The sequence below is a fragment of the Maribacter spongiicola genome (assembly GCF_052119685.1).
Taxonomy (GTDB): domain Bacteria; phylum Bacteroidota; class Bacteroidia; order Flavobacteriales; family Flavobacteriaceae; genus Maribacter; species Maribacter spongiicola_A.
The window spans coordinates 78,248-103,703 of the sequence record NZ_JBGQOO010000015.1 but is presented as its reverse complement, the minus strand read 5'-3'; the positions used below and the strand labels follow the sequence as shown (position 1 = coordinate 103,703).

Below are 25,456 nucleotides of genomic sequence, written 5' to 3'. Positions count from 1 at the left end.
TGGTTTAACACTTAATGTCTATTCGCCTTGAGTAGGTTTACCCATATAAATATAAAGTCTGTCATTTGTATTGGGATCAAGAAATCGAAACAGTTTTGTTCGTATTGTTGGGAGTTGAAAGTCTTCTTCATTATATACTTCTAATAAAAGTGATGCATAATTTGAACGCGAAAAACCTCCGTTTTTTGTATTAATTTCAGATACCCGTTGATTAAATAGCATGCTCTTTGATTGCGCTATATTTCTATAGTGTATTAATGGTATCGTTTTCATAGTTTTTGCCAGTTCGTAATTATAGCGCTGAGAATTTAGTGTTAGAGAATCTCCTAAAGCAAAATCACTAACTACTTCATAAGTACTATCATTGCTTATTTTGGTTAAGACTTTGACATAATTTTCATAGCTACCATCTGAAATTACTTTTTTAATAATAAGTTCTTGCTCAAAATCATCTAATACTTTTAGTAGTGCTGTGTGGTATTCTGGGTATTGTTTGGCAATGGCGTTATTAATTGCTTCATCATATGTCTTATTAGTCATTTGGGCAGAAGTTTTATTTATATATAAAAGGAATATCGATACGAAAAAGAGTGTAGTTGATTTCATTAGATATGAATAATCTGTTCTATTTGAAATATAATAATTTATGTTTATCCAATTAATAAAATCAATGTAAACTATTTTAATATGTCCTCCTGAAAAGAAAATGCCCTTAATCTTTTCGATTTAAAAGTCATATTTGACATAATTGCCGATAAATCTCTCACTTTATGTGATTTGTCAACTAATCGGCATAGCTTTGCGCTTTAATTACAAAAGTGATTGTTATGCCGTTGTTTACCGATTTAAAGATATCTAGAAACTTAGAAAAAGCACTTGAAGATCTAGGTTTTAAAAATACTACTCCAATTCAAGAGAAAGCTTTTCCTATTGTAATGAGTGGTAGTGATGTTGTAGGTATAGCCCAAACGGGTACTGGTAAAACTTTTGCCTATCTGCTTCCTATTTTAAATACACTGAGTTTTTCTAAAGAAATACATCCAAAGGTCATAATTCTTGTACCTACTCGTGAGCTTGTGGTGCAAGTTGTAGAAGAGGCAGAAAAACTAGCAAAATATGCAGGCATTCGTGTTCTAGGCGTATTTGGTGGTAAAAGTATGTTGCGCCAAAAAGATGCCTTGGCATTAGGTACAGATGTTCTTGTCGCAACGCCAGCAAGATTGTATGACTTGATCTTAACAAAGGCTGTTCAGTTAAAACAAGTAAAAAAACTTGTAATTGATGAGGTCGATGTAATGCTAGATTTAGGCTTTAGGTTTCAGCTCGTAAATATATTTGAGCTTTTACCACAAAAGAGACAGAATATTATGTTTTCGGCTACCATGACCGATGATATTGAATTGTTCATTACCGATTTCTTTACCGGTGTTCAGAAAATTGCGATTGCCGTTAGTGGAACTCCGTTAGAGAATATTACCCAATACGGGTACGCTACACCTAACTTTTATACGAAGGTAAATCTGGTAGTGAATTTATTACAGAATGTAGAAACGTATCATAAAGTTTTAGTATTCGTTTCAAGCAAGCGTAGTGCCGATTTACTGTTTAAAGAGTTGGCAGAATTTTTCAGTGAAGAAATCTGTATTATTCACTCCAACAAAACTCAGAATTACAGACTACGATCTATTAATCAGTTCGACGAGGGTAAGAACCGTATTTTGGTTACTACCGATGTTATGGCTCGTGGATTGGATCTACAAGAGATATCTCACGTTATAAATTTTGATACGCCAACATATCCTGAAAACTATATGCACCGAATCGGTAGAACGGGTAGGGCAGAGAAACAAGGTACTTCTATCTTATTATTTACTGAGCAAGAAGAAGAGGCTAAAGATGCTATTGAAGATTTGATGTCGCATAAAGTTAATTTATTGCCTTTACCTAATGATGTTGAAATTGCTACTAAACTTACTTTCGACGAGCAACCAAAGCACAAAGAGCACGAGAATCCTTTAAATATTAATGAAGATGAACGTGGAGCTAGTTTTCATGAAAAGTCTGAAAAGAATAAAAAGGAAAATCAAGGTGGTTCTTATAAACGTATCATTAAAAAGAAATACACGAAATCGAAAACTCGTGGCGACAAGAACTACGGTAAACGTGGAAGACATAAATTTTAAATCTACTTATTTCTTCATTTTGAAGCTTTGTTTTGGTAGCAAAGCTGTCTGATATTACTCAGTTTTGAGCTAACAGCTATAAAGTCCTAAATTAAAAATACCGATGAAATACACACCAAGTCGGTGTGGTGTTTTTAGGTCAAAAACCATTCGTCGACACTTTTTGTCGATTCATCACAGATTTTTACACTAGCCGAAAATTATAGCAGTTCAGCGAGGTCACAATGCTTAATCTTAGACCTCAAGGTACTTTTACATTGTTCAATATTACAATATGAAAGCACTAATAACCATACTAATAGTAATTTTCGCTGGCGCATTAGCAATAGCACAAACACCCCAAACAGATGATAAAGTTAACCCTACTGAAGTGGGTATTGTTTTGGTTGATAGCCTTAACGATATTAGCAACAAGAAAACGATTACAATTACTACTGAAACGTCAATAGCACGTTTATACAGATATAAGAATGCTAGAGTTAATAAAGAATTAGCATTTGTTACTAACAAGACTTATGGTAAGTTGGCATAATCTTTGCCATATATTAAAAGGTGCAATGAAGCACCTTTCAAATTTAAAATTATGATGTTACTTTCAATTATAATACCAGCACTTATCGTTATAGCAACAATTGCTTTTACTTCAAAAAACGAAAAAAAAGTACGTCCAATTAAAGTGCCGGTAGACAAACGTAAGTTTTAATTTTTTATACCAGGCTGCTTAATAGTATAGTTACTTTTAGCTTTAGCCTCATCTACTTGTCTTTTAACATCTGCCAATAATGCTTTGGAATCGTAAACGATTCCATCTTTGACGGTATATTTTACGCCACCAACACGAACCACCTCGTTATCATCGGTCAGTTTTATAGCTCCCGTACCATAGAGTACTTTGAAATTTTGAAGCGGATTTTCCTCAACAATGACGAAGTCTGCCAATTTGCCTATTGTCACCGAACCTAATTTGTCATCCATTCCTAATGCTTCAGCTCCATTTAAGGTTGCTGATTGTATAATTTCTAAAGGATGAAAGCCTGCTTCACGCATAAGTTCCAATTCTCGTATATAAGCAAACCCATACAATTGGAATATGAATCCAGAATCTGATCCTGTTGTTACTCTGCCACCTCTATTTTTATATTCATTGATAAAGGTCATCCACAGTTTATAATTATTTCTCCAGGCAACTTCTTGCTCTGTACCCCAATCATGCCAATAAGAACCATGAGATACCTTACTTGGTTGATAGAATTCCCATAAAGAAGGCAATGTGTAATCTTCATGCCATTCAGCTCTTCTAGCACGCTGTAAATCTCTACTAGCTTCATAAATATTGAAAGTTGGATCCATGGTGAAATCCAATGCTAATAATTCATTCATAACATTATTCCAATGCTCAGAATAAGGTTCTGCAGCTTGTGCCCATAATTTACCAGCATTCTCAAAACGGTGTTGTTCGTTTTGGTAATTATAGTCCAATGGAAAATCTTGTACGGTTCTATCATCGAACAAAGCTTCGGGTAAACCATACCAATGCTCCATAGAAGTTAGACCGGCTCTGGCGGAATGTAAAACATTCCAACGGGCTACACTCATTTGTGCATGGTGGCAGGCAGAGCCAAGACCTAATTTTTTATTTTCATCAAGTGCTGCGGCCATAATTGCGGGTTCGGCTCCGAAGAACTTAATACCATCTGCTCCCTTTTTTGCATTGGCACGAACCCATTCTCTTGCTTGTTCGGGAGTAGAAATCGGAATATCGTTTAGCGGATTGAATGATTTACTTGTTTGCCCAAATGCAGTGTAAGAAATAATTCGTGGTGCTATGATTTCGTTTTTCTCACTCTTGTGCTTTAGTTCCAACGTAAAATCAATACCCCTACCTGCAACTTCCCGAACAGTGGTAACACCATGTGCCATCCAAAGTTTAAATACATAATCTGGATCTGCACCTTGGGCATCGCCACCAATATGAGTGTGCATATCTATAAACCCAGGCATTAAATACATACCGGTACAGTCCAATTCTTTACCACCCGCTTTTAATTGCGGTCTTTTTGAATCATCAATGGCAACCCCAGGATAGCCCACAACTGAAATTTCTTTAATAACATTATTCTCAACTACAATATCAATGGGGCCTTGTGGTGGTGCTCCATTACCGTTAATGAGCATAACGCCCCTAATTATTAATTGTGAATGTGGACCATCGCCTTGCAATGATTGGGCATTGACCGTTAGCATGACAGAGAAGGTCATTGCTGTCGCAAGAATTAATTTACGTAACATAAAGTGGTTGTTTGAGTTAGTTACCTTAAATATAGATAAAGCAATAGAAATTATAGTAACTGTTAACCAACTTTAAATTGGAATAATGATTTTAGTATTTAAGAGAGGTATTCTTTAAGCTACAGGAGATAATTGCTGCTTTATTTCTTGAAACTTTATAATGTAATTAGTTCCCTTTTTAGAATTGTCACGTTTTATGGTTCCTCTTAATTGACGTGTAAGGTTATGAATTAATTTTAAACCTAATGATTTTGTGTTTTTATAATTGATCGTTTCTGGAAAACCTATTCCGTTATCACCAATCTCTAAAATATAACAGTGCTCTTTTTCTAAATCTTTCTGTAGTTTGATGCTGATTGCGCCATTATTTTCGCCTTCAATTCCGTATTTCAGAGCATTTGTCAAGGTCTCGTTTATTAATAATCCTAAAGGTATCGCTGTGTCTATGCCTAATTTAATATCAGGAATATCTATTAATAAATCTACATTGTTTTCATTTCCTTTTATTGAACGAATTAAATACTCTCCCAATTCTTGAACGTAAGATTTATACTCAATATGGCTAATATCGTTACGCATGTATAGCATTTCGTGAACCATTGCCATCGCAATAACTCTATTCTGAGTACCCTTCAAAAGCCCTCTCATTGGTCCTGCTTCTATATTTCGCGATTGTAGACTTAATAGACTAGAAACGGTTTGTAAATTATTCTTTACCCTATGATGTACCTCTTTTAAAAGATTTTGTTTTTCGCTTACCTGTATCGCTAAATCTTTCTTTGATCTGTACATGTCGTTATAAGTCTTCAACAGTGTTTTTACTAAAGTGTTACCTAAAATAAAGACTGAAAATAAAACAGAAACTAGACTAAATATAGCACTAGAGCTTTCTGGAACTACGTTTTCTGTAAAACTAAACTCAGGTATCGATTGTGAAAAAACTAAAAGTATGAGTACTACAATAATATTCAGATAGACTCTACCATATCGCGCACTTGTAATGAAACCACCAACGGCAATAAGAGGTATCATAAATATGAACGGACTATGAATGCCGCCACTATACAAGGTTACGATTACTGCGCATATCAATCCGAAAATTGATGAAATATTGAATGTTGGTAAAATGTTCTTATGAACTTTGAAATACAGTAAATTGATAATATTTAATAAGGCAAAGCCAAATAGTACAAATGGAATGACTTGGGTAATATTCAGAACAAAATAACACAATGCTCCAAAAAGGAACGAGATGATACTTGTGGTATAATTTACCCTTAAGAAAAGTTTGGTTTTATCCTGAAGACGTTCTTTGTCAATGGTAAATCCGGGCATAGATATTATTTAGGTACTATAAAATATACGAATTACGTAATGTAAATCTAATTATGTTTTTATCATTATACTAGTATTTTCTGCTTTAGTATGATAAAAACCAGGAATATTTTTTTGAATTACATATTTTTTTTACCTAAATAATGGTTAAAAATTTTAAATCAATTGTTAATTATAGTTTTCTCTGTATGATCATAAAATAGAATAAATATTTTCATTCTTTTCTATCATGTTTATTCATAACTCGTTAGAAAGAGCAAATTAAAAAGGCATCCGATTGGATGCCTTTTTAATACTAATACTATTATATAATTTAATCTTTGGTTAACACCCATGAACCATTTTGTAAAAGTGGTTCAGCTTGTTTGAACTTTACCGTTTTACTTTCACCGCTCATAACATTTTTAATGGTAACGCGTTCATTACGGCCAATTTTTGGTTGTTCTCTGGTAATAGTTTCTGTAACTGAAGGACGTTCAGCTTGATTTTGACTAACCGCTCTGCTACGTGCCGCCATTTCATCACTATTCGGAATTTCTTCTTTTGAAGTCTGTAAATTTTCTTTACGTTGAACGTTTCTTTCCTCTTGTATTGCATTCGGATTTTCAGAAGGTAGTTCTCCTTTGAACAAGAAAGAAACAACATCTTTATTCACCTTTTCGATCATTGATTTAAAAAGTTCAAATGCTTCGAACTTATAAATTAATAAAGGATCTTTTTGCTCGTGAACCGCTAATTGTACAGACTGCTTTAACTCATCCATTTTACGAAGATGTGTTTTCCACGAGTCGTCTATAATAGCCAATGAGATATTTTTTTCAAAATCGGTAACCAATTGCTTACCGTTACTGTCATATGCTTCTTGAAGGTTCGTTACTACATTCAAGCTTTTAATTCCGTCTGTAAAAGGAACTACGATACGCTCAAAGTTATTGGCATTATCTTCATGTACCTTTTTAATGACTGGAAAAGCCGCCGCAGCATTACGCTCCATCTTATCATTATAATATTCGTATGCAGCCTTATAAATTTTACCGGTAATTTCTTGAGCGGTCATTTTACCAAATTCTGCTTCATCTACAGGCGATGTAATCGAGAAGTATTTGATCAATTCAAATTCTAAATTCTTAAAATCACTTGCAGCTTTATTGCTTTCTACGATTACCTCACAGGTATCATAGACCATATTGGCAATATCTAGCTTTAAACGCTCGCCTTGTAATGCATGACGTCTTCTTTTATACACAACTTCACGTTGCGCGTTCATAACATCATCATATTCTAAAAGACGCTTACGTACACCGAAATTGTTTTCTTCCACTTTTTTCTGAGCACGTTCAATAGATTTGGTCATCATGCTATGCTGAATAACTTCACCATCTTCCAAGCCCATTTTATCCATCATCTTAGCAACCCTGTCAGAACCGAATAAACGCATTAGGTTATCTTCTAAAGAAACATAGAATTGAGAACTGCCTGGATCTCCTTGACGACCAGAACGACCACGTAACTGTCTATCTACACGACGAGAATCATGTCTTTCTGTACCTATAATTGCTAGTCCGCCTGCTTTCTTAACAGCCTCAGATAGTTTAATATCTGTACCACGACCCGCCATGTTGGTGGCGATAGTTACCACACCTGCATTACCCGCTTCGGCAACTACATCTGCTTCTTTTTTATGAAGTTTTGCGTTCAGTACATTATGAGGTACTTTACGTACACTCAATAATTTAGATAGCAATTCTGAGATTTCAACAGAAGTTGTACCTATAAGTACAGGTCTGCCTGCTTGACTTATTTTGGTTACTTCCTCAATAATAGCATTGTATTTTTCTCTCTTAGTCTTGTAAATTAAATCGTTTTTATCCTCTCTAGCAATAGGTCTGTTAGTTGGAATTTCCATAACATCTAACTTGTAGATTTCCCAAAATTCACCAGCTTCGGTAACAGCAGTACCTGTCATACCCGCAAGTTTGCTGTACATTCTAAAGTAGTTCTGTAAAGTTACCGTTGCAAAAGTTTGAGTTAATGCTTCAATTTTTACATTCTCTTTTGCTTCAATTGCTTGGTGTAAACCGTCAGAGTATCTACGACCGTCCATAATACGACCCGTCTGCTCATCAACAATCATTACCTTATTTTCCATTACCACATATTCCGTATCCTTTTCAAATAGGGTATAAGCCTTTAATAATTGGCTCATGGTATGTATACGCTCACTCTTAATAGTAAAATCTTTAAAAAGATCTTCTTTAAGTTCAGCTTCTTTTTCAATCTCAAGATTTTGATTTTCAATCTTGGCAATTTCTCCACCAATATCTGGCATAACAAAGAAATCTCTATTTTGCTCTCCAGAAATATAATCGACACCTTTATCTGTCAATTCTATTTGGTTATTCTTTTCATCGATTACGAACAATAAATCTTCATCAACAACCGGCATTTCCCTGTTGTTGTCTTGCATGTAAAAATTCTCAGTTTTCTGAAGTAATTGTTTTACACCTTCTTCACTTAAGAATTTAATTAATGCTTTATTTTTAGGTAAACCACGATATACACGAAGTAAAAGAAAACCACCTTCTTTGGTGTCACCTTCTGCGATTAATTTTTTAGCTTCTGCTAATACACCTGTTAAATGCTGACGTTGTTTTTTTACAATTTCGTCAACCTTTGGTTTCAGCTCATTAAATTCATGACGGTCACCTTCTGGTACCGGACCAGATATAATTAACGGGGTACGAGCATCATCGACCAAAACTGAATCGACCTCATCGACCATTGCATAATTGTGCGGGCGTTGTACCAAATCTTTTGGCGTATGCGCCATATTATCTCTCAGGTAATCGAATCCGAATTCATTATTTGTACCATAAGTAATGTCGGCATTGTAGGCTGCGCGTCTACCATCAGAATTTGGTCTGTGGTGATCAATACAATCTACCGATAAGCCGTGAAATTGAAATATGGGTGCCATCCAAGCACTGTCTCTTTTTGCCAAATAATCATTTACGGTTACCAAATGGGCACCGTTACCGCTCAAAGCATTTAAATATAAAGGTAAGGTTGCCACAAGTGTTTTACCTTCACCAGTTTGCATCTCTGCAATTTTACCTTGGTGCATGGCTATACCGCCAATAAGTTGTACATCATAATGTACCATATCCCAAGTAACTTCTTTACCGGCAGCGTTCCAAGAATTTTTCCAGATGGCATTAGCACCTTCAAGTGTGACATAATCTTTAGAGCCTGACAACGTTCTGTCATACTCAGAAGCAGTCACTTGTAACGTTTCGTTATTGGCAAATCGCTTGGCAGTTTCCTTTACTACAGCAAAAGCTTCAGGTAGTAATTTGTTCAAGGTCTCTTCAGAAATGGTATATGCCTCTTCTTTTAGTCTATCTATTTCGGTATAGATATCTTCATTCTTATCAATATCGGTAGAGTTTTTTACCTCTTCTTCTAAAGTGCTTATTTGGTCTGTTTTCTCTTTTATAGATTCTTTTATAACCTTCTTGAATTCTATTGTTTTCTGCCTAAGTTCGTCATGACTAAGACTTTCTAACTTTGATTCGAATGATCTTATTTGATCTACTAAAGGCTGTAGTTCCTTTACATCTTTTTGTGATTTATCACCGACGAATGCCTTTAGGATGGAATTAATGAAACTCATATATTTTAAACTATTAGAAATGAAATTTACCCTGCCATAATTATGACGAAGATTCTATTCAAATTATTATAGAGTCGACAAATATGCTCGACACGGTAAAATAGCAAAAGGTATTCCAGTCTTGTTTTTTGAACCGTTTAACCTAATAACCTGCCAAAATTACATAAAAAAAAAGCCTCCAAGGAGACTTTTTAGTAGTTATTATAATATCGAATATTAATATTCGTCCTCGTTCCAGAGGTAGTCTTCTTCCGTAGGGTAGTCAGGCCAGATCTCTTCGATAGATTCATATATTTCGCCACCTTCTTCTTCCATAGATTGTAAATTTTCTACTACTTCAAGAGGGGCTCCAGTTCTGATGGAGTAATCTATTAACTCATCTTTACTTGCCGGCCAAGGTGCATCGCTTAAATAAGATGCTAATTCTAATGTCCAATACATAGTAATTGTTTGATTTTAATTTTTTGCAAAAGTAATTTTTAAATCGAGACAGCAAAGAAATTAGTTAAAAATTTCATTTTTTTTTTTTCGATTTTTTTTGCATTTGTTTATTGATAACGAATAAATTACAGATTTATTAGTCCTTTTTTTTAGGAATCCATTTTATTTCATTCGCCTTTAAATCATAAGACAATTTTCGTGCCAATACAAAAAGATAATCTGAAAGCCTATTAATAAAAGATAGCACATTTTTATCAAATGGCTCATTTTGATACAATAAAGTGGAGATGCGTTCTGCTCTTCTGCATACAGTTCGTGCAATATGACAGTATGACACTGTTGTGTGACCACCAGGTAGAATAAAATGAGTCATTGGTGGCAATTGACTATCCATTTCATCTATAACTCCTTCTAAAAATTCAATTTCAATGGTACCTACTTTGGTAATCTTCAAGCGATTTTTACCATTTTTAAGTATTTCCTTCTCTGGGTCGGTAGCTAAAATAGCCCCAACGGTAAATAAATGTTCTTGAATGGCAGTAAGTTGTTGTTGGTAAATAGGGTCTATGTCTTGATCTCTAATGAGACCTAACCAAGAATTCAATTCATCGACTGTACCATAGCTATCGATACGAATATGATGTTTAGGTACACGGGTGCCCCCAAAAAGTCCGGTAGTGCCGTCATCTCCTGTTTTGGTATATATTTTCATTTTATAAATTGTAGAAAGTAGAGGTGTAGTTTACTTTATATAAATAGGGAGAATTATTGTGATATAAAATCTGAATGATTAATTCTCTTTCTTGTCTTTACGTTCATAATCTTCCATGAACTTTCTTGATTTTCGCTCGCTAGATTTACCTTTACTGGTAATACGTATAGCTAAGTAAATAGCGAAAACGACACCTAGGGTAATATAAATAGTATTACTGCTCATTAAAAATTTACTTTAGTCTAAAATTACTGGTTTAAATCCGTATTTTAAAATGTTCCTTTACTTGTTCTTTTCTGAAGAATAGAGCTCCGCAATAAAACATATCTATAGAAACGCGAACATGCTTTAATTCTGTAAGTTGTGTCCAGGTTTTAAAATTTTTACTATTGGTATGTATATTATCTAATAGTAACATGCAATCATTAGATAAATTGTTGATATCTAAATTAGTATCACTAAGGTCAGATATGTTGCAAACGATAACTTCGGCATTATTTTCTGTTATTGAAATAGTTGTAAAGTATTGTTTTATAATTTCTTCAGATGTTTTATAATCTCCAATTAGATATATGGAATCATATTTAAAATAGGCAATACTTTTTATGAGCACTTTTAAAGTTTTCGGAAGCTTAAGCTGCTTTTTCTTGTAAAGGCATTTGGTTATGTAACCATAAACAAAAGGTGAATGAACCCCATGTTGATTGGTAGAAGTAAGTATAAATTTAATTAAGGATATAAAACGGAACAAGATTTACTTTTTCAATGGATTTAAAAGTAAAGATAGTGCTTGAACTTAGAATTGTAATGATTTAAAAAGTAGGTTTTGGTAAGAAATGGGGTAGGTATACGTTTGGGGCGAAAAGGGTATTTGAAAATTGTATTAAGAAAGTTTAGCGTTGTTCATTTTTGTTGTGAATTCTAAAGCCTTGATTACTCTGTTGTTTTTGTTCTTGTATAATCTTGCAACTTCGATTGTGTTTTCAATTGTTGGAAGAACGATATCATTACTTTCAATTGTTTGAACCAGCTCTACTTGTATAGTTTCGATTTCTACAGAAATATTCTCGTTGTTAGCTTGCGCCTGTACTAAGAAAGTAGAGAAGAAAAGAGCGGTTAAAAGAATAATTGATTTCATACTATTTGTTTTACACTGCTAAAGTACAGGGATGAACAAACATATTTTGAAGCACGTCGTTGGGCGTCATTTATCTGTAGACGAATGGTAAAAATCATTCGTCTACGGTCAATGTAGCTTTAAAATATATTCGGAAATAAATGTGTTACTCTAATTTAACCTTCCATTAGTGCTGAAAGCTCGAACCAACGCTCGGTCTTACTTTCAATAGTGTCGGTTACTTCTTTAAGTTCTATACCTAGTGCTTTAATATCATCGCCACTTAATGAACCATCGGTGAACTTCTCTTGTAGCACAACTTTTTGTTTTTCTAATTTTTGAATTTCACGCTCCAGTTTTTTGAACTCCTGTTGGTCTGCGTAAGATATTTTCGGTGTATCGTCGGGTTCTTTCCAGCTAGTTTTTGGTGCACTTTGAATTTCTTTCTGCTCGCGTTTCTCCAATACCTGACTGTCTTCGTATGCTCTGTAGTCAGAATAGTTACCTGGGAAATCTTCAACTACGGCATCACCTCTAAATACAAATAGGTGATCTACAATCTTATCCATAAAGTAACGGTCGTGAGATACCACCATTAAACATCCTTGAAAATCTAACAAGAAGCTTTCCAATACATTTAGGGTTACAATATCTAAATCGTTGGTAGGCTCATCTAATATTAAAAAGTTCGGATTCTGAATTAATATGGTACATAGATATAATCGCTTTCGCTCACCACCACTTAGTTTGTCAACGAAATCATATTGCTTTTTTCTGTCGAAAAGAAAACGTTCTAATAATTGCTGAGCGGAAATCTGTCTCCCTTTCATTAAAGGAATGTAGTCTCCGAACTCACGAATGACATCAATTACCTTTTGACCAGGTTTTATATCAATACCTTTTTGTGTGTAGTAGCCGAATTTAATTGTTTCGCCTACAATTACTTTACCGCTATCTGGTTGGTCTCGTCCACTTAAAATATTTAAGAAGGTAGATTTACCGGTACCATTCTTACCAATGATACCAATACGTTCTCCTTTTTGAAAAACATATTCGAATTTGTCTAGAATAGGTTTGCCAGGGAAGGATTTAGAAATCTTATGAAGCTCAAGAATTTTACTTCCCACACGTTCCATATTCAACTCTAGCTGAACTTGATGATCTTTTCTACGTTGGCTAGCTTTGTCTTTAATTACGGCAAAATCATCTATTCTGGATTTAGATTTTGTAGTACGCGCTTTTGGTTGCCTACGCATCCAATCCAACTCCTTTTTAAATAGTAATTCTGTTTTATGTTGCTCTGTGGCTTCTTGCTCAATACGGGCTTCTTTCTTTTCTAAGTAGTAAGAATAGTTTCCTTTATACGGATAAAGCTTTCCGTTTTCTAATTCAATTATTTCATTACACACGCGCTCTAAAAAGAAACGGTCGTGCGTTACCATAAATAAAGTCATGTTCTCTTTGGCGAAAAACTCTTCTAACCATTCGATCATTTCTAAATCTAAATGGTTGGTAGGCTCATCTAATACCAAAAGGTCTGGCTTATTTATTAGCGCATTGGCAAGTGCCAAACGTTTCTTTTGTCCACCAGAGAGTTTGCCAACTTTAGCATCTAAATCTTCTAGTTTTAGCTTAGATAGAATTTGTTTGTATTGGGTTTCAAAATCCCAAGCTTCAAAACGATCCATCGCATCAAAAGCTTTTTGATAAGCATCTGCATCTTCAGGGTTTAATAATGCTTTTTCGTAATTTTCTAAGACTTTTAAAATCTCATTATCAGAAGCAAAGATAGTTTCCTCTACAGTTAAGTTGGGATCCATTACTGGCTCTTGATCCAAAAAAGATACGCGTGTAGATTTACGGTAGTTCACCTGACCAGAATCGGGAGTGTCAGCCCCTGACAATATATTCAGTATAGAAGTTTTTCCTGTACCGTTTTTAGCGATTAAAGCAATTTTTTGGTCTTTATTGATCCCAAAAGATAAGTTTTCAAAAAGAACATTTTCGCCATAGGATTTCGAAATATTTTCAACGGTAAGTAGATTCATGTAAAGTAACTTGATTTTTATTTTTTTGCTAAATATGTACTCTTAAAATAATAGATTAGATATAAATAGCGAATAGCTAATGCTAATAATACGATGATTAATAATATAGAAAACACTTGAATTTTGAACATCCAAAGTATACAAGTGATACCTAATAATATGATTAAAAATATGATGTAAGTGATCATCCATGACGGAATCTGCTTTTTAATCATAATAAATGCGATTATGACATTGGGTGCAAATGCCCACAACGAGTTAAAGTTTGCCTTCGTTGCCAAATGGTCTGTGCCAAACCAAAGGAATAAAATTAGAACGCCTGCTAACCCAGTAACCGCGAATAGTCCGAAGTCTAACCATTTATTTCTTCGTAAGTTTTTAAAATCTGTATAGGTGATATAACAAACCAATACCAGTAAGATGAAAAGCCAAAATAATGGGGTTAGAAATATAAGTGATCGGTATTCTTGTTCAGGTATATCTAAAATAACGGACTCACTTTTAACTATCGGCTTGCCATTTAGCGTAGAATGTTTCATCTGCTCGTACACATAAATTGGTAAGAACAAATGTTCGTATGGCGTTGCTTCTCTGTCAATTACGGATCCTAACGCAAGGTCAATACCGAAATTAGACCACGAATTCGGATTCAACTTCAAACGGATCAATTCTCGAAATGTCAGTTGATCTTCTAAATAATTATAATCAAAATTAAATGTGCTACCTAATGTCTTTTCAAATACCATTGGTATTCTGGTAGCGCAGTTGTCGAACAAAAAGTCATACTTATATTTCTTGTTTTCAGGTAGTAAGTTGTGCTCTAGAAAAGTGACGATCTGGTTGCGTTGTTCTAAGTTTACATCTAAAATTTGTTCTCTGATCCACCGTTTTTCTTGTTGGTATGAGTAATCGAAGTATTTGAACGGAATTCTAGATATGGTGTATGATAACTTACCTCTAGTAAAATTCAGATAAAAATTAGGGTCTTCAAAATCGTATGTACCATAACCGTAAACTTCATCTATGCCCAAAGTTGGGTCTTGTAGTCGTATAGCGCTATGTCCAAATTTGGCTGCTAAATCTTCACCTGTACCAACGGTTAGCAAACTAATTTTTGATAATGGCGAGAGTTCTACATTTTGAGAATGTCCCAAAAGTGCAATGAAAAATAGAAATAAAATTAAGATTCTTTTGAACATACGTATACTAACTCATAGCAGCTGCAAAGATGCGAATAATAAGATACTTAATTCTAAATGCTATTATAATTTACCATTGAAAATTTGTATTGATTTTTAGATTGGCGGTAAAACTGATTTTACTTTCTTAATTTAAAACTTAGAACCAGTAGAAATATCTTATTTTTATCGCAGATAATCAAGGTGTATATTAAGATATGTCCTTGTCATATTAAATAGGTACTTATTGTTTAATTTAGAATCAAATGAAAAAACATATTCCTAATGTTATTACACTTTTAAACGTATTTTGTGGCTGTGTGGCTACTATGTTCGCTGTCATGAATAGATTAGAACTTGCTGCAATTTTTGTTGCACTAGGTATTTTCTTTGATTTTTTTGACGGATTAGCAGCGCGTGTTTTAGATGTAAAAAGCGAATTAGGTTTGCAGTTAGATTCTTTGGCAGATATGATTACTAGCGGACTCGTACCAGGTATTGTAATGTTTCAATTATTGGCAATGTCACAAACTAGCGGATGGGGAGATGGTTCTCACTTTTTTATGGAAGCTGGTAAATTTCAATTTATTCATTTAATACCCTTTTTTGGTTTTATCGTTACCATGGCATCTGCATATCGATTGGCGAAATTCAATATTGATGAAAACCAGACGTCTTCATTTATTGGTTTGCCAACACCTGCAAATGCACTTTTAATTCTTTCATTACCATTGATACTTTTATATCAGAACAATGATTTTTTAAATAGCATCATCCTTAATCAATGGTTCTTAATCATTTTAACACTGGTAAGTGCATATTTGCTGAATGCTAATTTGCCGCTCTTTGCTTTAAAATTTAAGAATACGAGCTTTAAAGATAATGCCATGCGTTATATCTTTCTTATCATTAGTCTTGTGCTAATCGTTACCATGAAATTCATGGCTATTCCCTTAATTATTCTGTTTTATGTAGTAAGTTCTGTCATACAAGAGAGACTTTAAACTTAGATTTATTTAGGAAAACGATTATGGATAATGATGAATATGAGTTTTGGTTAAGCGGACCTATACAAGGTGTACCAGATTTATTACAACCTGCCGCACATGCATTATTGCAGTCTGAACGTGAATTGAAAAAATACACTTCAGATTTCCCTAAAGAGTTATTATGGGCAAAAACTGCAGGCAGAGCTTCCGTTGGTTTCCACATGAATCATATCACGGGAGTTTTAGATAGAATGTTGACCTACGCAAAAGGAGAATCGCTAACCGACGTGCAATTTCAATTTTTAAAGAAAGAAGGTGCCTTTAATTTAACTACCGATGTTGTTGATTTACAAGAGCAATTTTCAACTAAGGTTGAAGAAGCGCTAGCATACTTCAAAACGATACCAGAACAAACACTTACAGAGAAAAGAACTGTTGGTAGAAAGAAGCTGCCATCTACTGTAGTCGGACTCTTATTTCATGCTGCAGAGCATAGTCAAAGGCATATTGGGCAATTATTAGTAACTGCCAGTGTACTGCAATCTAAAATATCTTAGTCCGTCATTTAATCAGAATAACTTTATAGCATGAAAACATCGGTAGTAATTATCGGCGCAGGATTAACGGGTTTGTTAACTGCATATCGTTTACAAGAACTAGGTTTTGATGTCAAGGTTTTAGAAGCACGAGAAAGAATTGGTGGTAGAATTAACACTATAGTATCTGGGAAGGCAAAAGTTGAAATGGGTGCTACTTGGTTTAATGAAAGTCACTACCATTTATTAGATGTTATAGAGGAATTTAAAGTTCCTTATTTCGAACAATTTATGACCGGTACATCTTATTTTCAAACATTTTCAAATGTACCACCCCAAGAAATTGCGGTTCCAAATGATAGTCCGAGTTACCGATTTAAAAACGGGACTGTTGATTTGCTAAATTCAATAGCTGCTAAACTGAAACCAAATACTATCTTTTTAAATGAAGAGGTTAATGAGGTAAATGTGATTGATGATGATTTTGAAGTGAAAACCAATTCTCGCACTTTAAATGCTGATATTGTTATTACTACATTGCCACCAGCAGCATTAATAGATCAAATAACATTTACACCTCAATTACCTAATGAATTGGTTTCTTTAGCAGAACAAACCCATACTTGGATGCAAGATTCCATTAAAGTTGCCCTAACCTATAAAAAACCGTTTTGGAGAGCGCAAGGTAAATCGGGTACTATATTTAGTAATGTTGGACCGCTTACCGAGTTCTATGATCAATCTAATTTAGAAACGGGTTCTTACGCGCTGGTTGGTTTCGCATCTGGCAGTTGTGCTCGTTTTACAAAAGAACAACGCATAGAGAAAATAGAAGCACAGTTGAAAATGGTATTTGGTGATGAGGCTTTGCAATACGAATCGTATCACGAGACGCCTTGGTACAATGAAGAGTTTACCAAATCGAATAGGCAAGAAGAAAATTTATTTCCACATCAAAATGGGGGGCATGCACTGTATCAAGCACCCTTATTCGAGAATAAATTATTTATTTCTGGTGCAGAAACCTCAAAACATCACTCTGGTTACATGGAAGGCGCTATTTTTGCAGCTGAATCTGTTGTTGCAAAACTGAAAAGTTTGCACCTAACGCAGTAATATATACATGTCAGTTACCTTATTATCATCCCCATTACAGGGCTTTACCGATTTTAGATTCCGCAATGCGTTTCATAAATATTTTGGAGGTATCGATACCTTTTATGCGCCATACATTCGTTTGAATGGTAAAATGGTGATAAAAAACTCCTATCAAAAAGATTTACAGCCAGAGAATAACACTACGTTAGAAGTTATACCGCAAGTTATGACGGGTGATGCCGATGAGTTTCTGTTCGTTGTAAAGTATATTCAAAGTTTAGGATATAAGGAATTGAACTGGAATTTAGGTTGCCCTTACCCAATGGTAACAAAACAAGGTATGGGTAGCGGACTCATTTGTAATCCCGAAAAAATAGATTACATTTTAAAACGTGCTCATGAAGAAACTGATGTTGTAGTTTCTATGAAAATGAGAATGGGCTACGACAATGCAGAAGAGATTCTAGATGTTTTTCCTATTCTAGATAAGTACCCGTTAAAGAATATTGCTATTCATGCACGTATTGGAAAGCAATTGTATAAAGGCGGAGTAGACCTTGAAGCTTTTCAGAAGTGTGTTGAAAGTACCAAACATACATTATACTATAACGGCGATATTACTACGGTAGCGAAGTTTAAAGAAATGCAAGAACGTTTTCCTTCCATAGACCATTTTATGATGGGAAGAGGATTAATTGCCGATCCATTTCTGCCAAGTATGATCAAGAATAACACCACTGAATACCCGAAAGATCGATGGAAGATTTTCTCAGAATTTCACGATACCATTTATCAGCAATATGATGAAGCATTATCTGGACCAACGCCCATTAAAATGAAAATGCAGGGCTTCTGGGAATATTTCGCTCAATCAACTTCTAATCCGCAAAAGGCATTCAAGAAAATAAAGAAAGCAAATAATCCAAAGGCTTATCAACAAGCGGTATGTAAGATATTGAATAATGAATAAGCGAACAGTTATCTTTGCAGCATTGCTCTAAAATAACTTTGTGAAAGATCTCCTTTTAATAACACCACCTTTTACCCAATTAAACACACCGTATCCGGCAACGGCATATATTAAAGGGTTTTTGAATACAAAGGATATTTCTTCTTTTCAGTCCGATTTAGGGATTGAGGTTATTTTGTTCCTCTTCAATAAGAATACATTTCAGCAGCTATTTGACATGGCTTTTTCTTCAGATGCTATTGTGTCTGAAAATTGCCGGAGAATATATGCTCTCCGCCGAGATTATTTGAAAACGCTAGATTCCGTTATTCTTTTTTTACAAGGAAAAAATGACACCTTGGCAAGGCAATTATGTACCGATAACTTTTTACCGCAAGCATCTCGATTTAATCAGTTAGATGATTTAGAATGGGCTTTTGGTAACATGGGTATGCAAGATAAAGCCAAACATTTGGCGACTTTATTTCTTGAAGATTTATCAGATTTTATAGTAGAATGTATTGACCCAAATTTTGGGTTTAGTAGGTATGCCGAACGGCTTGGCCGTAGTGCCAATTCATTTGATGAGCTTTATGATCATTTAAATAATGCACCTACTTTTATTGATGAATTAACACTGAAATTACTAGCTAAGCAATTAGAAACCGTACAACCTAAACTGGTGTGTTTTTCAGTGCCTTTTCCTGGTAATTTATATAGTGCTTTTCGCTGTGCCCAATTTATAAAAGCAAATTATCCTGATGTGAAAATAGCCATGGGTGGCGGATTCCCAAATACGGAACTCCGTAGCCTTACCGATGTTCGCGTGTTTGAATTCTTCGATTTTATTTCGCTAGATGATGGGGAACTTCCTTTAGAACTTGTTCATCAATTTGTAATAAATGGCGAAGGAGAATTGAAACGCACTTTTATCTTAGAGGATAACCAAGTAGTTTATAAAAATAATAGAAGTCAACCAGATTATAAACAGCAAGATGTTGGTACACCAGATTATGCTGACCTGCAATTAAGCAATTACATTTCGGTCATTGAAATTGCCAACCCCATGCATAGTTTATGGAGCGATGGTCGTTGGAATAAATTGACAATGGCACATGGTTGCTATTGGGGGAAATGTACTTTTTGCGATATCTCTTTAGATTATATTAAAATATACGAACCTGTTGCAGCAAGTCTTTTGGCTGACCGAGTTGAAACATTAATGACCCAAACAGGTGAATCAGGATTTCACTTTGTTGATGAAGCAGCACCGCCATCATTAATGAAAGCTTTTGCATTGGAGATTTTGAAAAGAAATTTGACCATTACATGGTGGACAAATATTCGTTTCGAGAAAAACTTTACGCAAGACTTGTGCTTTTTGCTAAAAGCATCGGGTTGTATTGCGGTTTCTGGCGGATTGGAAGTGGCATCAGATAGACTTCTGAAACTCATAGATAAAGGCGTAACGGTAGAACAAGTTGCGCAAGTAACGCGAAATTTCACCGAAGCGAACATTATGGTGCATTCGTATTTAATGTACGGCTACCCAACGCAAACGATTCAAGAAACGGTAGACAGTTTAGAGATGGTTCGGCAGTTGTTTGAACTGGGAATCATACAATCGGGATTTTGGCATCAGTTTGCATTGACAGCTCATAGTCCGGTAGGTTTGCATCCTGAGGAATACGGAGTAATGCCAGATTTGAAATCTATCACCTTTGCTAACAACGACATTGATTTTAAAGACAAAACAGGAGTAGATCATAGTAAGTTTAGCTTCGGATTAAAGAAATCGCTCTTCAATTTTATGCACGGTATCGGTTTTGATATGAGCTTGCAAGAATGGTTCGATTTTAAAATTCCGACTTCAACTATATCCGCAGATTATATTTATAATTGCCTGCAGCAAGAATTGGTTTTGAATACGAAACCAACCGCAAAAATTGCGTGGATCGGTCCTTTGCCTTTAGCTACAGAAAGAGTAAAAAAGAAAAAAGGTGTGACTTGGCAGCAGTTAGATTTGGGTTTTCATACAAAGACTGATATGTATGAAATAACAGTAGATAAAGATAAAGGCGAATGGTTACTTGCTACGCTAGAACAATTGAAACCTGAGAATAAACCAGTAAGTTACGGTCAGTTAAAAAAAGATTACGAATCTCAGTTAGAAGATTTTGAACTTTTTTGGTACTCTAAACAAGTAGTAGGTTTACGTGATCATGGGTTGTTAGTTCTATAATTTAAGTAATGAGCATATGAAAATTGAAAACGTTCGAATAGAAGAAATAGATGAGATTTTCAGGCTATATGATATAGCTTCCGCTTATCAGAAGAGTAAGAAAACAGTTGTGGTGTGGCCAGAGTTTGATAGAGGTATGGTCACCAATGAAATAGTAGAAAACAGACAGTTTAAGTTATTAATAGACGATACGTTTGCTTGCGTGTGGGCTATCACTTTTTCTGATGCTCAAATATGGGAAAAGCGAAATGAAGACCCAGCTATTTATATTCACCGTATCGCAACGAACCCAGATTTTAGAGGGCATGATTTTGTAGGTGCAATTGTGAAATGGGCTAAAGATTTTGCTAAAACTCATGACAAGCAATATATACGTTTGGATACTATTGGTGATAATACCGGTCTAATCAATCATTATTGTAAGTGTGGGTTTAACTTTCTGGGTTTATTCGAACTACCGAATGTTGACGAATTACCACCACACTATAAAGAAGGTCCAGCTTGTTTGTTTGAAATAGACTTAAAAAAAGATGAAAATGACGGCTAGAATTGTTGATTTGAAACCTAAAAATCTTGTAGGTCTATTTCAAGAAATGAGTTTTGTTGATAATACAACGCTAGCACTTTGGAAGAATTTTAGATTGCGAAGTAAGGAGATTTTAAATAGGTCGTCAGATGATTTTATCTCGTTACAAAAATATCCTACTGACTATTTCCAAGTGTTTTCTCCTGCTAAAAAGTTTGTAAAGTGGGCTTGTGTTGAGGTTGCTGATGTAGGGCTTATTCCAGAAGAAATGAATAGTCTAGTATTGCAAGGCGGACTATTTGCTGTCTTCAACTATAAAGGAACTGCGCAAAATGCATCCGCTTTTTTTCAATATATTTATGGAGAATGGATTCCTAATTCGGAATATGAATTAGATGACCGTCCGCATTTTGAAGTGCTGGGTGCAAAATATAAAAACAACGATCCTAGCTCAGAAGAAGAAGTTTGGATTCCCATTAAAGCCAAGTAAAATAGCTTCTGATTGCATTTTCGTGATAGTCGTTGTCATTAGTTTTAGTGGCATTTAACGTTATTATACTACTCCTTTTAAGGTTACTATTGTTAGTTGTATTTTTACTAAGTAGTAGAATAACTGCGTTAAGTTACATTCAATTTTATGGCAAACCATTCAATGATGAATCAAAAAAATCTTAATTTATTATTATCAGGAATTATAGTCATCATCGCCGGTATAGTCTATGGTGGTCACCCAACGTATATTATGCCCGAACTTTTGGGTTTTGAAGTGGTTGATTTAGAGCTAAAGAATATGTTGCGTGCAGTAATGGGTATTTATATGGGTGTGGGTCTATTCTGGGTGTTAGGCTCTTTTAAAGCAAAACTTTGGTATGGAGCTACTGTCTGCAATGTTTTGTTTATGGGCGGAATTTCATTTGGTAGAATAGTAAGTACACTCTTTGACGGTGTATCACCACTATTTACGCCCGCCTTACTTTTAGAATTATTATTCTTCGGATGGGGATGGTATAATCTTAAAAAGTATTCGGAAATGGAGTAGGTGTATAGTGCTCTTTAGAAATCTAACTTCTTCTTACGAAGTTCAAAGTTCTGACCTAGATACACTTTACGTACCATTTCATCTGCAGCCAATTCTTCTGGTTCGCCAGATTTTAAAATACCACCTTCGAACATTAAGTATGAGCGCTCTGTAATAGCAAGTGTCTCTTGTACGTTGTGATCAGTAATAAGTATACCAATGTTTTTGTCCTTTAACTGCGCTACAATACGTTGTATGTCTTCTACAGCTACAGGATCAACCCCTGCAAAAGGTTCATCCAATAAAATGAATTTTGGATCGGTAGCCAAAGCCCGAGCAATCTCTGTTCTTCTTCGCTCACCACCAGATAATAAATCGCCTCGACTTTTACGAATATGACCTAAACCGAACTCTTCAATAAGCGACTCCATTTTCATGTGTTGCTCTTTCTTGCTCAATTTAGTCAATTGAAGTACGCTTAAAATATTCTTTTCAATACTTAGCTTTCTAAAGACAGATGCTTCTTGTGCCAAGTACCCAATACCATTCTGAGCTCTTTTATACATGGGAAATTTTGTGATTTCCATGTCATCTAAATAGATGCTACCGCCATTTGGTTTTATAAGTCCAACAATCATATAAAAGGAAGTTGTTTTACCAGCACCGTTTGGTCCAAGTAATCCTACAATTTCACCTTGGTTAACTTCAAGAGAAATTCCTTTAACCACCCTACGACCTCTGTAGGACTTCATAATATTGTCGGCACGTAACTTCATGTATTCAAATCTATTGGTTATTGGTCTGTTAGAAAAGTAATTAGGGATTATTTAACCTTGTTGGTTTTCTAATTCTTCCCAATACTCATATGCTCTTCTTAAATGTGGTACCACAATTGTACCGCCAACAAGAGTAGCAATACTTAAAGTTTCCATTACTTCTTCTTTAGAGGCGCCTTCTTTATGTGAGCTTTCTAAATGGTATTTTACGCAATCGTCGCAACGCAAAACTGCTGAAGCAACAAGACCTAACAACTCTTTTGTTTTAACATCTAAAGCACCCGCAGCATAGGCATTGGTGTCTAAATTAAAAATACGCTTAATTATCTTATTGTTATCGGCCAACAGCTTTTCGTTCATCTTAGAACGATAGGCATTAAATTCTTCAATTTGGTTTGACATTTCTATTTGCTTTTTTTTCTTTTTCAGCTTTTCTTCTTTCTTTTCTAAGTACCATGGCAGATATATAAATACTTATTTGGTATAAGAATATTACCGGTATGGCAACTATAATTTGACTTGTAACGTCTGGTGGGGTAATTACCGCAGAAAGTATTAGAACAATTACCAATGCAATTTTTCGATACTTTTTCATTAGTTCCGGTGTAACCAAACCTACCTTGGTCAAAAAGAAAATGATAATTGGTAGTTCGAACAAAATACCACAGGCAAGCACAGATATTTTTAAGGTGCCGATGTAAGAATCTAAGTCGAACTCGTTTAATACAGAATCACTAACAACGTAAGATCCTAAGAAATTGATAGAAAGTGGTGCTACAATATAGTATCCGAATAATACTCCAACAAAAAATAATAGAGAAGCAATAAGTATAAATCCTCGAGAATTCTTACGTTCGTTCGCATGAAGACCAGGACTAATAAATTTCCACATTTCATATAAAATATAAGGAAATCCGATAATGACACCTGCCCAAATAGAGGTCCAGATGTGTGCAGAAAATTGTCCGCCCATTTCACGGCTCTGAATAGTAAACGGAAATTCATCACCACAGAAAGAGGAATCTATTACGGTAAAAGATTGAATTTCATTTAACCATGTGGCTATATTGCAAAAGAAACGATAGGTAGGGAAATCCATGTTTTTAGGACCGAATATAATCGTGTCAAAAATGAAACCTTTCATTAAAAAGGCAACACTTGCAATTATGACAACAGCCAAAGTCGATCTAATTAAATGCCATCTTAGTTCTTCTAAATGGTCGAGAAAAGACATCTCGTTTGGAGGCGTGGTAGCTTTGGAACTCATTATAAAATACCTTCGTTTATTAAATTATGTAAATGGATAACGCCGACGTACGTGTCTTTGTCCATGGCTAATAATTGAGAAATACCCTTTTTCTGCATGTGTTCTAATGCTTTAATAGCCAGCGTATTTGCAGGTATAGTTTTAGGGTTGCTGGTCATAATATCTTCAGCGGTTAGGCCTTTAATATTGTCATGTTTATTTAGCATACGCCTAATATCGCCATCGGTAACGATACCAACAACTTTTTCGCCATCAAGAACAGCGGTAACACCAAGCATTTTTTTAGAAATTTCTACAATCACTTTTTTGACCTCTTCGCCTTTTTGAACTTGAGGCACTTGGTTTTTACTTACTAAGTCTGCAACTCTTAAATATAATCTCTTACCCAAAGAGCCACCTGGGTGGTATTTTGCAAAATCTGAACTACTGAAACCTTTAATTTCTAAAAGAACAATAGCCAAGGCATCGCCCATAACTAATTGTGCCGTTGTACTCGTTGTAGGTGCCAAACCATTAGGGCAAGCTTCTTTTTCTACATGGGTATTTAAAATATAATCGGCTTGTTTTGCTAAAAAAGATTCGGTATTACCGGTCATGGCAATTAGTTTGTTTGTTCCTCTTTTTATAAGTGGAACTAACATTTTAATTTCAGGGGTATTACCACTGTTAGAAATACAGATTACTACATCATTATCTTGTACTGTGCCTAAGTCTCCGTGTATAGCATCACCAGCATGCATAAAAATTGCGGGAGTACCAGTAGAATTAAGGGTAGCTACAATTTTTGTTGCGATAATGGCGCTTTTACCAATACCAGAAATGATAACGCGACCTTTAGCCTCAATAATGCAGTTGACTATTTTTGCAAAATCATCGGTTAAATGAGTGGTAAGTTGTGCTATAGCATCACGCTCAGTTTCAATGGTTTTTTTCGCTAAGTCAATAATGGTGTCCGTTGCAATCAATCTATTATTCAAATTATGGATTGTATTCCTAAAAGAATGTATTATCTTTAAGATGACAAAATTAAACAAACTTAATTTTATATGTCGATTATCACATAATAATTTAGAAACGCC

At 34.9% G+C, this 25,456-nt stretch carries 25 protein-coding genes; 10 read left to right on the top strand and 15 right to left on the bottom strand.

Annotated features, from left to right (window positions below; all coding sequences use genetic code 11):
- Positions 1-18: 18 nt before the first annotated feature.
- Entirely contained in the window at positions 19-540 is a 522-nt protein-coding gene (locus ACEN2N_RS17345) for a hypothetical protein (protein ID WP_441825499.1), read from the bottom strand.
- Positions 541-827: 287 nt separating this feature from the next.
- Here ACEN2N_RS17345 and ACEN2N_RS17340 point away from each other — a divergent pair, with 287 nt between their 5' ends.
- On the top strand, positions 828-2,183 hold the full coding sequence (locus ACEN2N_RS17340; protein ID WP_441825498.1) for a DEAD/DEAH box helicase: 1,356 nt from the start codon (positions 828-830) through the stop codon (positions 2,181-2,183).
- 274 nt (positions 2,184-2,457) lie between these two features.
- On the top strand, positions 2,458-2,715 hold the full coding sequence (locus tag ACEN2N_RS17335) for a hypothetical protein (RefSeq protein ID WP_441825497.1): 258 nt from the start codon (positions 2,458-2,460) through the stop codon (positions 2,713-2,715).
- A gap of 167 nt (positions 2,716-2,882) precedes the next feature.
- On the opposite strand, the gene ACEN2N_RS17330 is transcribed toward ACEN2N_RS17335, so the two are convergent.
- The 10 genes from ACEN2N_RS17330 to ACEN2N_RS17285 all read right to left on the bottom strand — a co-directional run bounded on the left by ACEN2N_RS17330 (position 2,883) and on the right by ACEN2N_RS17285 (position 14,997).
- Positions 2,883-4,442 carry an amidohydrolase family protein gene (locus ACEN2N_RS17330; RefSeq protein ID WP_441825504.1) on the bottom strand — a complete coding sequence of 520 codons (1,560 nt, stop codon included), beginning with the start codon at positions 4,440-4,442 and terminating at the stop codon, positions 2,883-2,885.
- A gap of 144 nt (positions 4,443-4,586) precedes the next feature.
- Positions 4,587-5,807 (bottom strand): sensor histidine kinase, encoded by a 1,221-nt coding sequence (locus ACEN2N_RS17325; protein ID WP_423998477.1) that lies wholly within the window; start codon positions 5,805-5,807, stop codon positions 4,587-4,589.
- A 313-nt stretch (positions 5,808-6,120) separates the two neighbouring features.
- On the bottom strand, positions 6,121-9,480 hold the full coding sequence (gene secA / locus ACEN2N_RS17320) for a preprotein translocase subunit SecA (protein WP_441825496.1): 3,360 nt from the start codon (positions 9,478-9,480) through the stop codon (positions 6,121-6,123).
- A 216-nt stretch (positions 9,481-9,696) separates the two neighbouring features.
- On the bottom strand, positions 9,697-9,921 hold the full coding sequence (locus ACEN2N_RS17315; RefSeq protein ID WP_027064442.1) for a DUF2795 domain-containing protein: 225 nt from the start codon (positions 9,919-9,921) through the stop codon (positions 9,697-9,699).
- A 136-nt stretch (positions 9,922-10,057) separates the two neighbouring features.
- Positions 10,058-10,633 (bottom strand): cob(I)yrinic acid a,c-diamide adenosyltransferase, encoded by a 576-nt coding sequence (locus ACEN2N_RS17310; RefSeq protein ID WP_441825495.1) that lies wholly within the window; start codon positions 10,631-10,633, stop codon positions 10,058-10,060.
- A gap of 78 nt (positions 10,634-10,711) precedes the next feature.
- Positions 10,712-10,858 carry a hypothetical protein gene (locus tag ACEN2N_RS17305; RefSeq protein WP_441825494.1) on the bottom strand — a complete coding sequence of 49 codons (147 nt, stop codon included), beginning with the start codon at positions 10,856-10,858 and terminating at the stop codon, positions 10,712-10,714.
- A gap of 31 nt (positions 10,859-10,889) precedes the next feature.
- A complete protein-coding gene (locus ACEN2N_RS17300; protein WP_441825493.1) occupies positions 10,890-11,246 on the bottom strand; it encodes a hypothetical protein in 357 nt (118 codons plus the stop codon).
- A 270-nt stretch (positions 11,247-11,516) separates the two neighbouring features.
- Positions 11,517-11,771 carry a hypothetical protein gene (locus ACEN2N_RS17295; RefSeq protein ID WP_441825492.1) on the bottom strand — a complete coding sequence of 85 codons (255 nt, stop codon included), beginning with the start codon at positions 11,769-11,771 and terminating at the stop codon, positions 11,517-11,519.
- A 155-nt stretch (positions 11,772-11,926) separates the two neighbouring features.
- A complete protein-coding gene (locus ACEN2N_RS17290) occupies positions 11,927-13,798 on the bottom strand; it encodes an ABC-F family ATP-binding cassette domain-containing protein (protein WP_441825491.1) in 1,872 nt (623 codons plus the stop codon).
- A gap of 17 nt (positions 13,799-13,815) precedes the next feature.
- Positions 13,816-14,997 (bottom strand): lipoprotein N-acyltransferase Lnb domain-containing protein, encoded by a 1,182-nt coding sequence (locus ACEN2N_RS17285; protein WP_441825490.1) that lies wholly within the window; start codon positions 14,995-14,997, stop codon positions 13,816-13,818.
- A gap of 245 nt (positions 14,998-15,242) precedes the next feature.
- Between ACEN2N_RS17285 and ACEN2N_RS17280 the strand changes: the two genes are divergently transcribed.
- The 8 genes from ACEN2N_RS17280 (at position 15,243) to ACEN2N_RS17245 (ending at position 22,355) form a co-directional block, all read left to right on the top strand.
- Positions 15,243-15,980, top strand: coding sequence for a CDP-alcohol phosphatidyltransferase family protein (locus tag ACEN2N_RS17280; RefSeq protein ID WP_441825489.1), 738 nt, complete (start codon positions 15,243-15,245; stop codon positions 15,978-15,980).
- A 26-nt stretch (positions 15,981-16,006) separates the two neighbouring features.
- On the top strand, positions 16,007-16,522 hold the full coding sequence (locus ACEN2N_RS17275; RefSeq protein ID WP_441825488.1) for a DinB family protein: 516 nt from the start codon (positions 16,007-16,009) through the stop codon (positions 16,520-16,522).
- Between the two features lie 30 nt (positions 16,523-16,552).
- Entirely contained in the window at positions 16,553-17,617 is a 1,065-nt protein-coding gene (locus ACEN2N_RS17270) for a flavin monoamine oxidase family protein (RefSeq protein ID WP_441825487.1), read from the top strand.
- Between the two features lie 7 nt (positions 17,618-17,624).
- Positions 17,625-18,569 (top strand): tRNA dihydrouridine synthase, encoded by a 945-nt coding sequence (locus ACEN2N_RS17265; protein WP_441825486.1) that lies wholly within the window; start codon positions 17,625-17,627, stop codon positions 18,567-18,569.
- Positions 18,570-18,609: 40 nt separating this feature from the next.
- The gene (locus ACEN2N_RS17260) at positions 18,610-20,790 is read left to right on the top strand and encodes a B12-binding domain-containing radical SAM protein (protein WP_441825485.1); all 2,181 of its coding nucleotides are present in this window, start codon (positions 18,610-18,612) and stop codon (positions 20,788-20,790) included.
- 16 nt (positions 20,791-20,806) lie between these two features.
- Complete coding sequence (locus tag ACEN2N_RS17255) at positions 20,807-21,337, top strand: GNAT family N-acetyltransferase (protein ID WP_441825484.1); 531 nt, start codon at positions 20,807-20,809, stop codon at positions 21,335-21,337.
- Positions 21,327-21,806, top strand: coding sequence for a GyrI-like domain-containing protein (locus ACEN2N_RS17250; RefSeq protein ID WP_441825483.1), 480 nt, complete (start codon positions 21,327-21,329; stop codon positions 21,804-21,806). Before ACEN2N_RS17255 ends, ACEN2N_RS17250 begins: the two co-directional genes overlap by 11 nt.
- Positions 21,807-21,953: 147 nt before the next feature.
- Complete coding sequence (locus tag ACEN2N_RS17245) at positions 21,954-22,355, top strand: DUF4345 domain-containing protein (RefSeq protein ID WP_441825482.1); 402 nt, start codon at positions 21,954-21,956, stop codon at positions 22,353-22,355.
- A 14-nt stretch (positions 22,356-22,369) separates the two neighbouring features.
- On the opposite strand, the gene lptB is transcribed toward ACEN2N_RS17245, so the two are convergent.
- The 4 genes from lptB to ACEN2N_RS17225 are packed head-to-tail and all read right to left on the bottom strand — an operon-like array spanning position 22,370 to position 25,354.
- Entirely contained in the window at positions 22,370-23,110 is a 741-nt protein-coding gene (lptB, locus tag ACEN2N_RS17240; protein WP_027064458.1) for an LPS export ABC transporter ATP-binding protein, read from the bottom strand.
- 51 nt (positions 23,111-23,161) lie between these two features.
- Entirely contained in the window at positions 23,162-23,512 is a 351-nt protein-coding gene (locus ACEN2N_RS17235; RefSeq protein WP_133686936.1) for a carboxymuconolactone decarboxylase family protein, read from the bottom strand.
- On the bottom strand, positions 23,496-24,377 hold the full coding sequence (gene tatC / locus ACEN2N_RS17230) for a twin-arginine translocase subunit TatC (protein ID WP_423998496.1): 882 nt from the start codon (positions 24,375-24,377) through the stop codon (positions 23,496-23,498). Before tatC ends, ACEN2N_RS17235 begins: the two co-directional genes overlap by 17 nt.
- Positions 24,377-25,354: a KpsF/GutQ family sugar-phosphate isomerase gene (locus ACEN2N_RS17225; protein WP_441825481.1), complete on the bottom strand. Its 978-nt coding sequence runs from the start codon at positions 25,352-25,354 to the stop codon at positions 24,377-24,379. The genes tatC and ACEN2N_RS17225 overlap by 1 nt, the downstream gene beginning before the upstream one ends.
- Between the last annotated feature and the right edge of the window lie 102 nt (positions 25,355-25,456).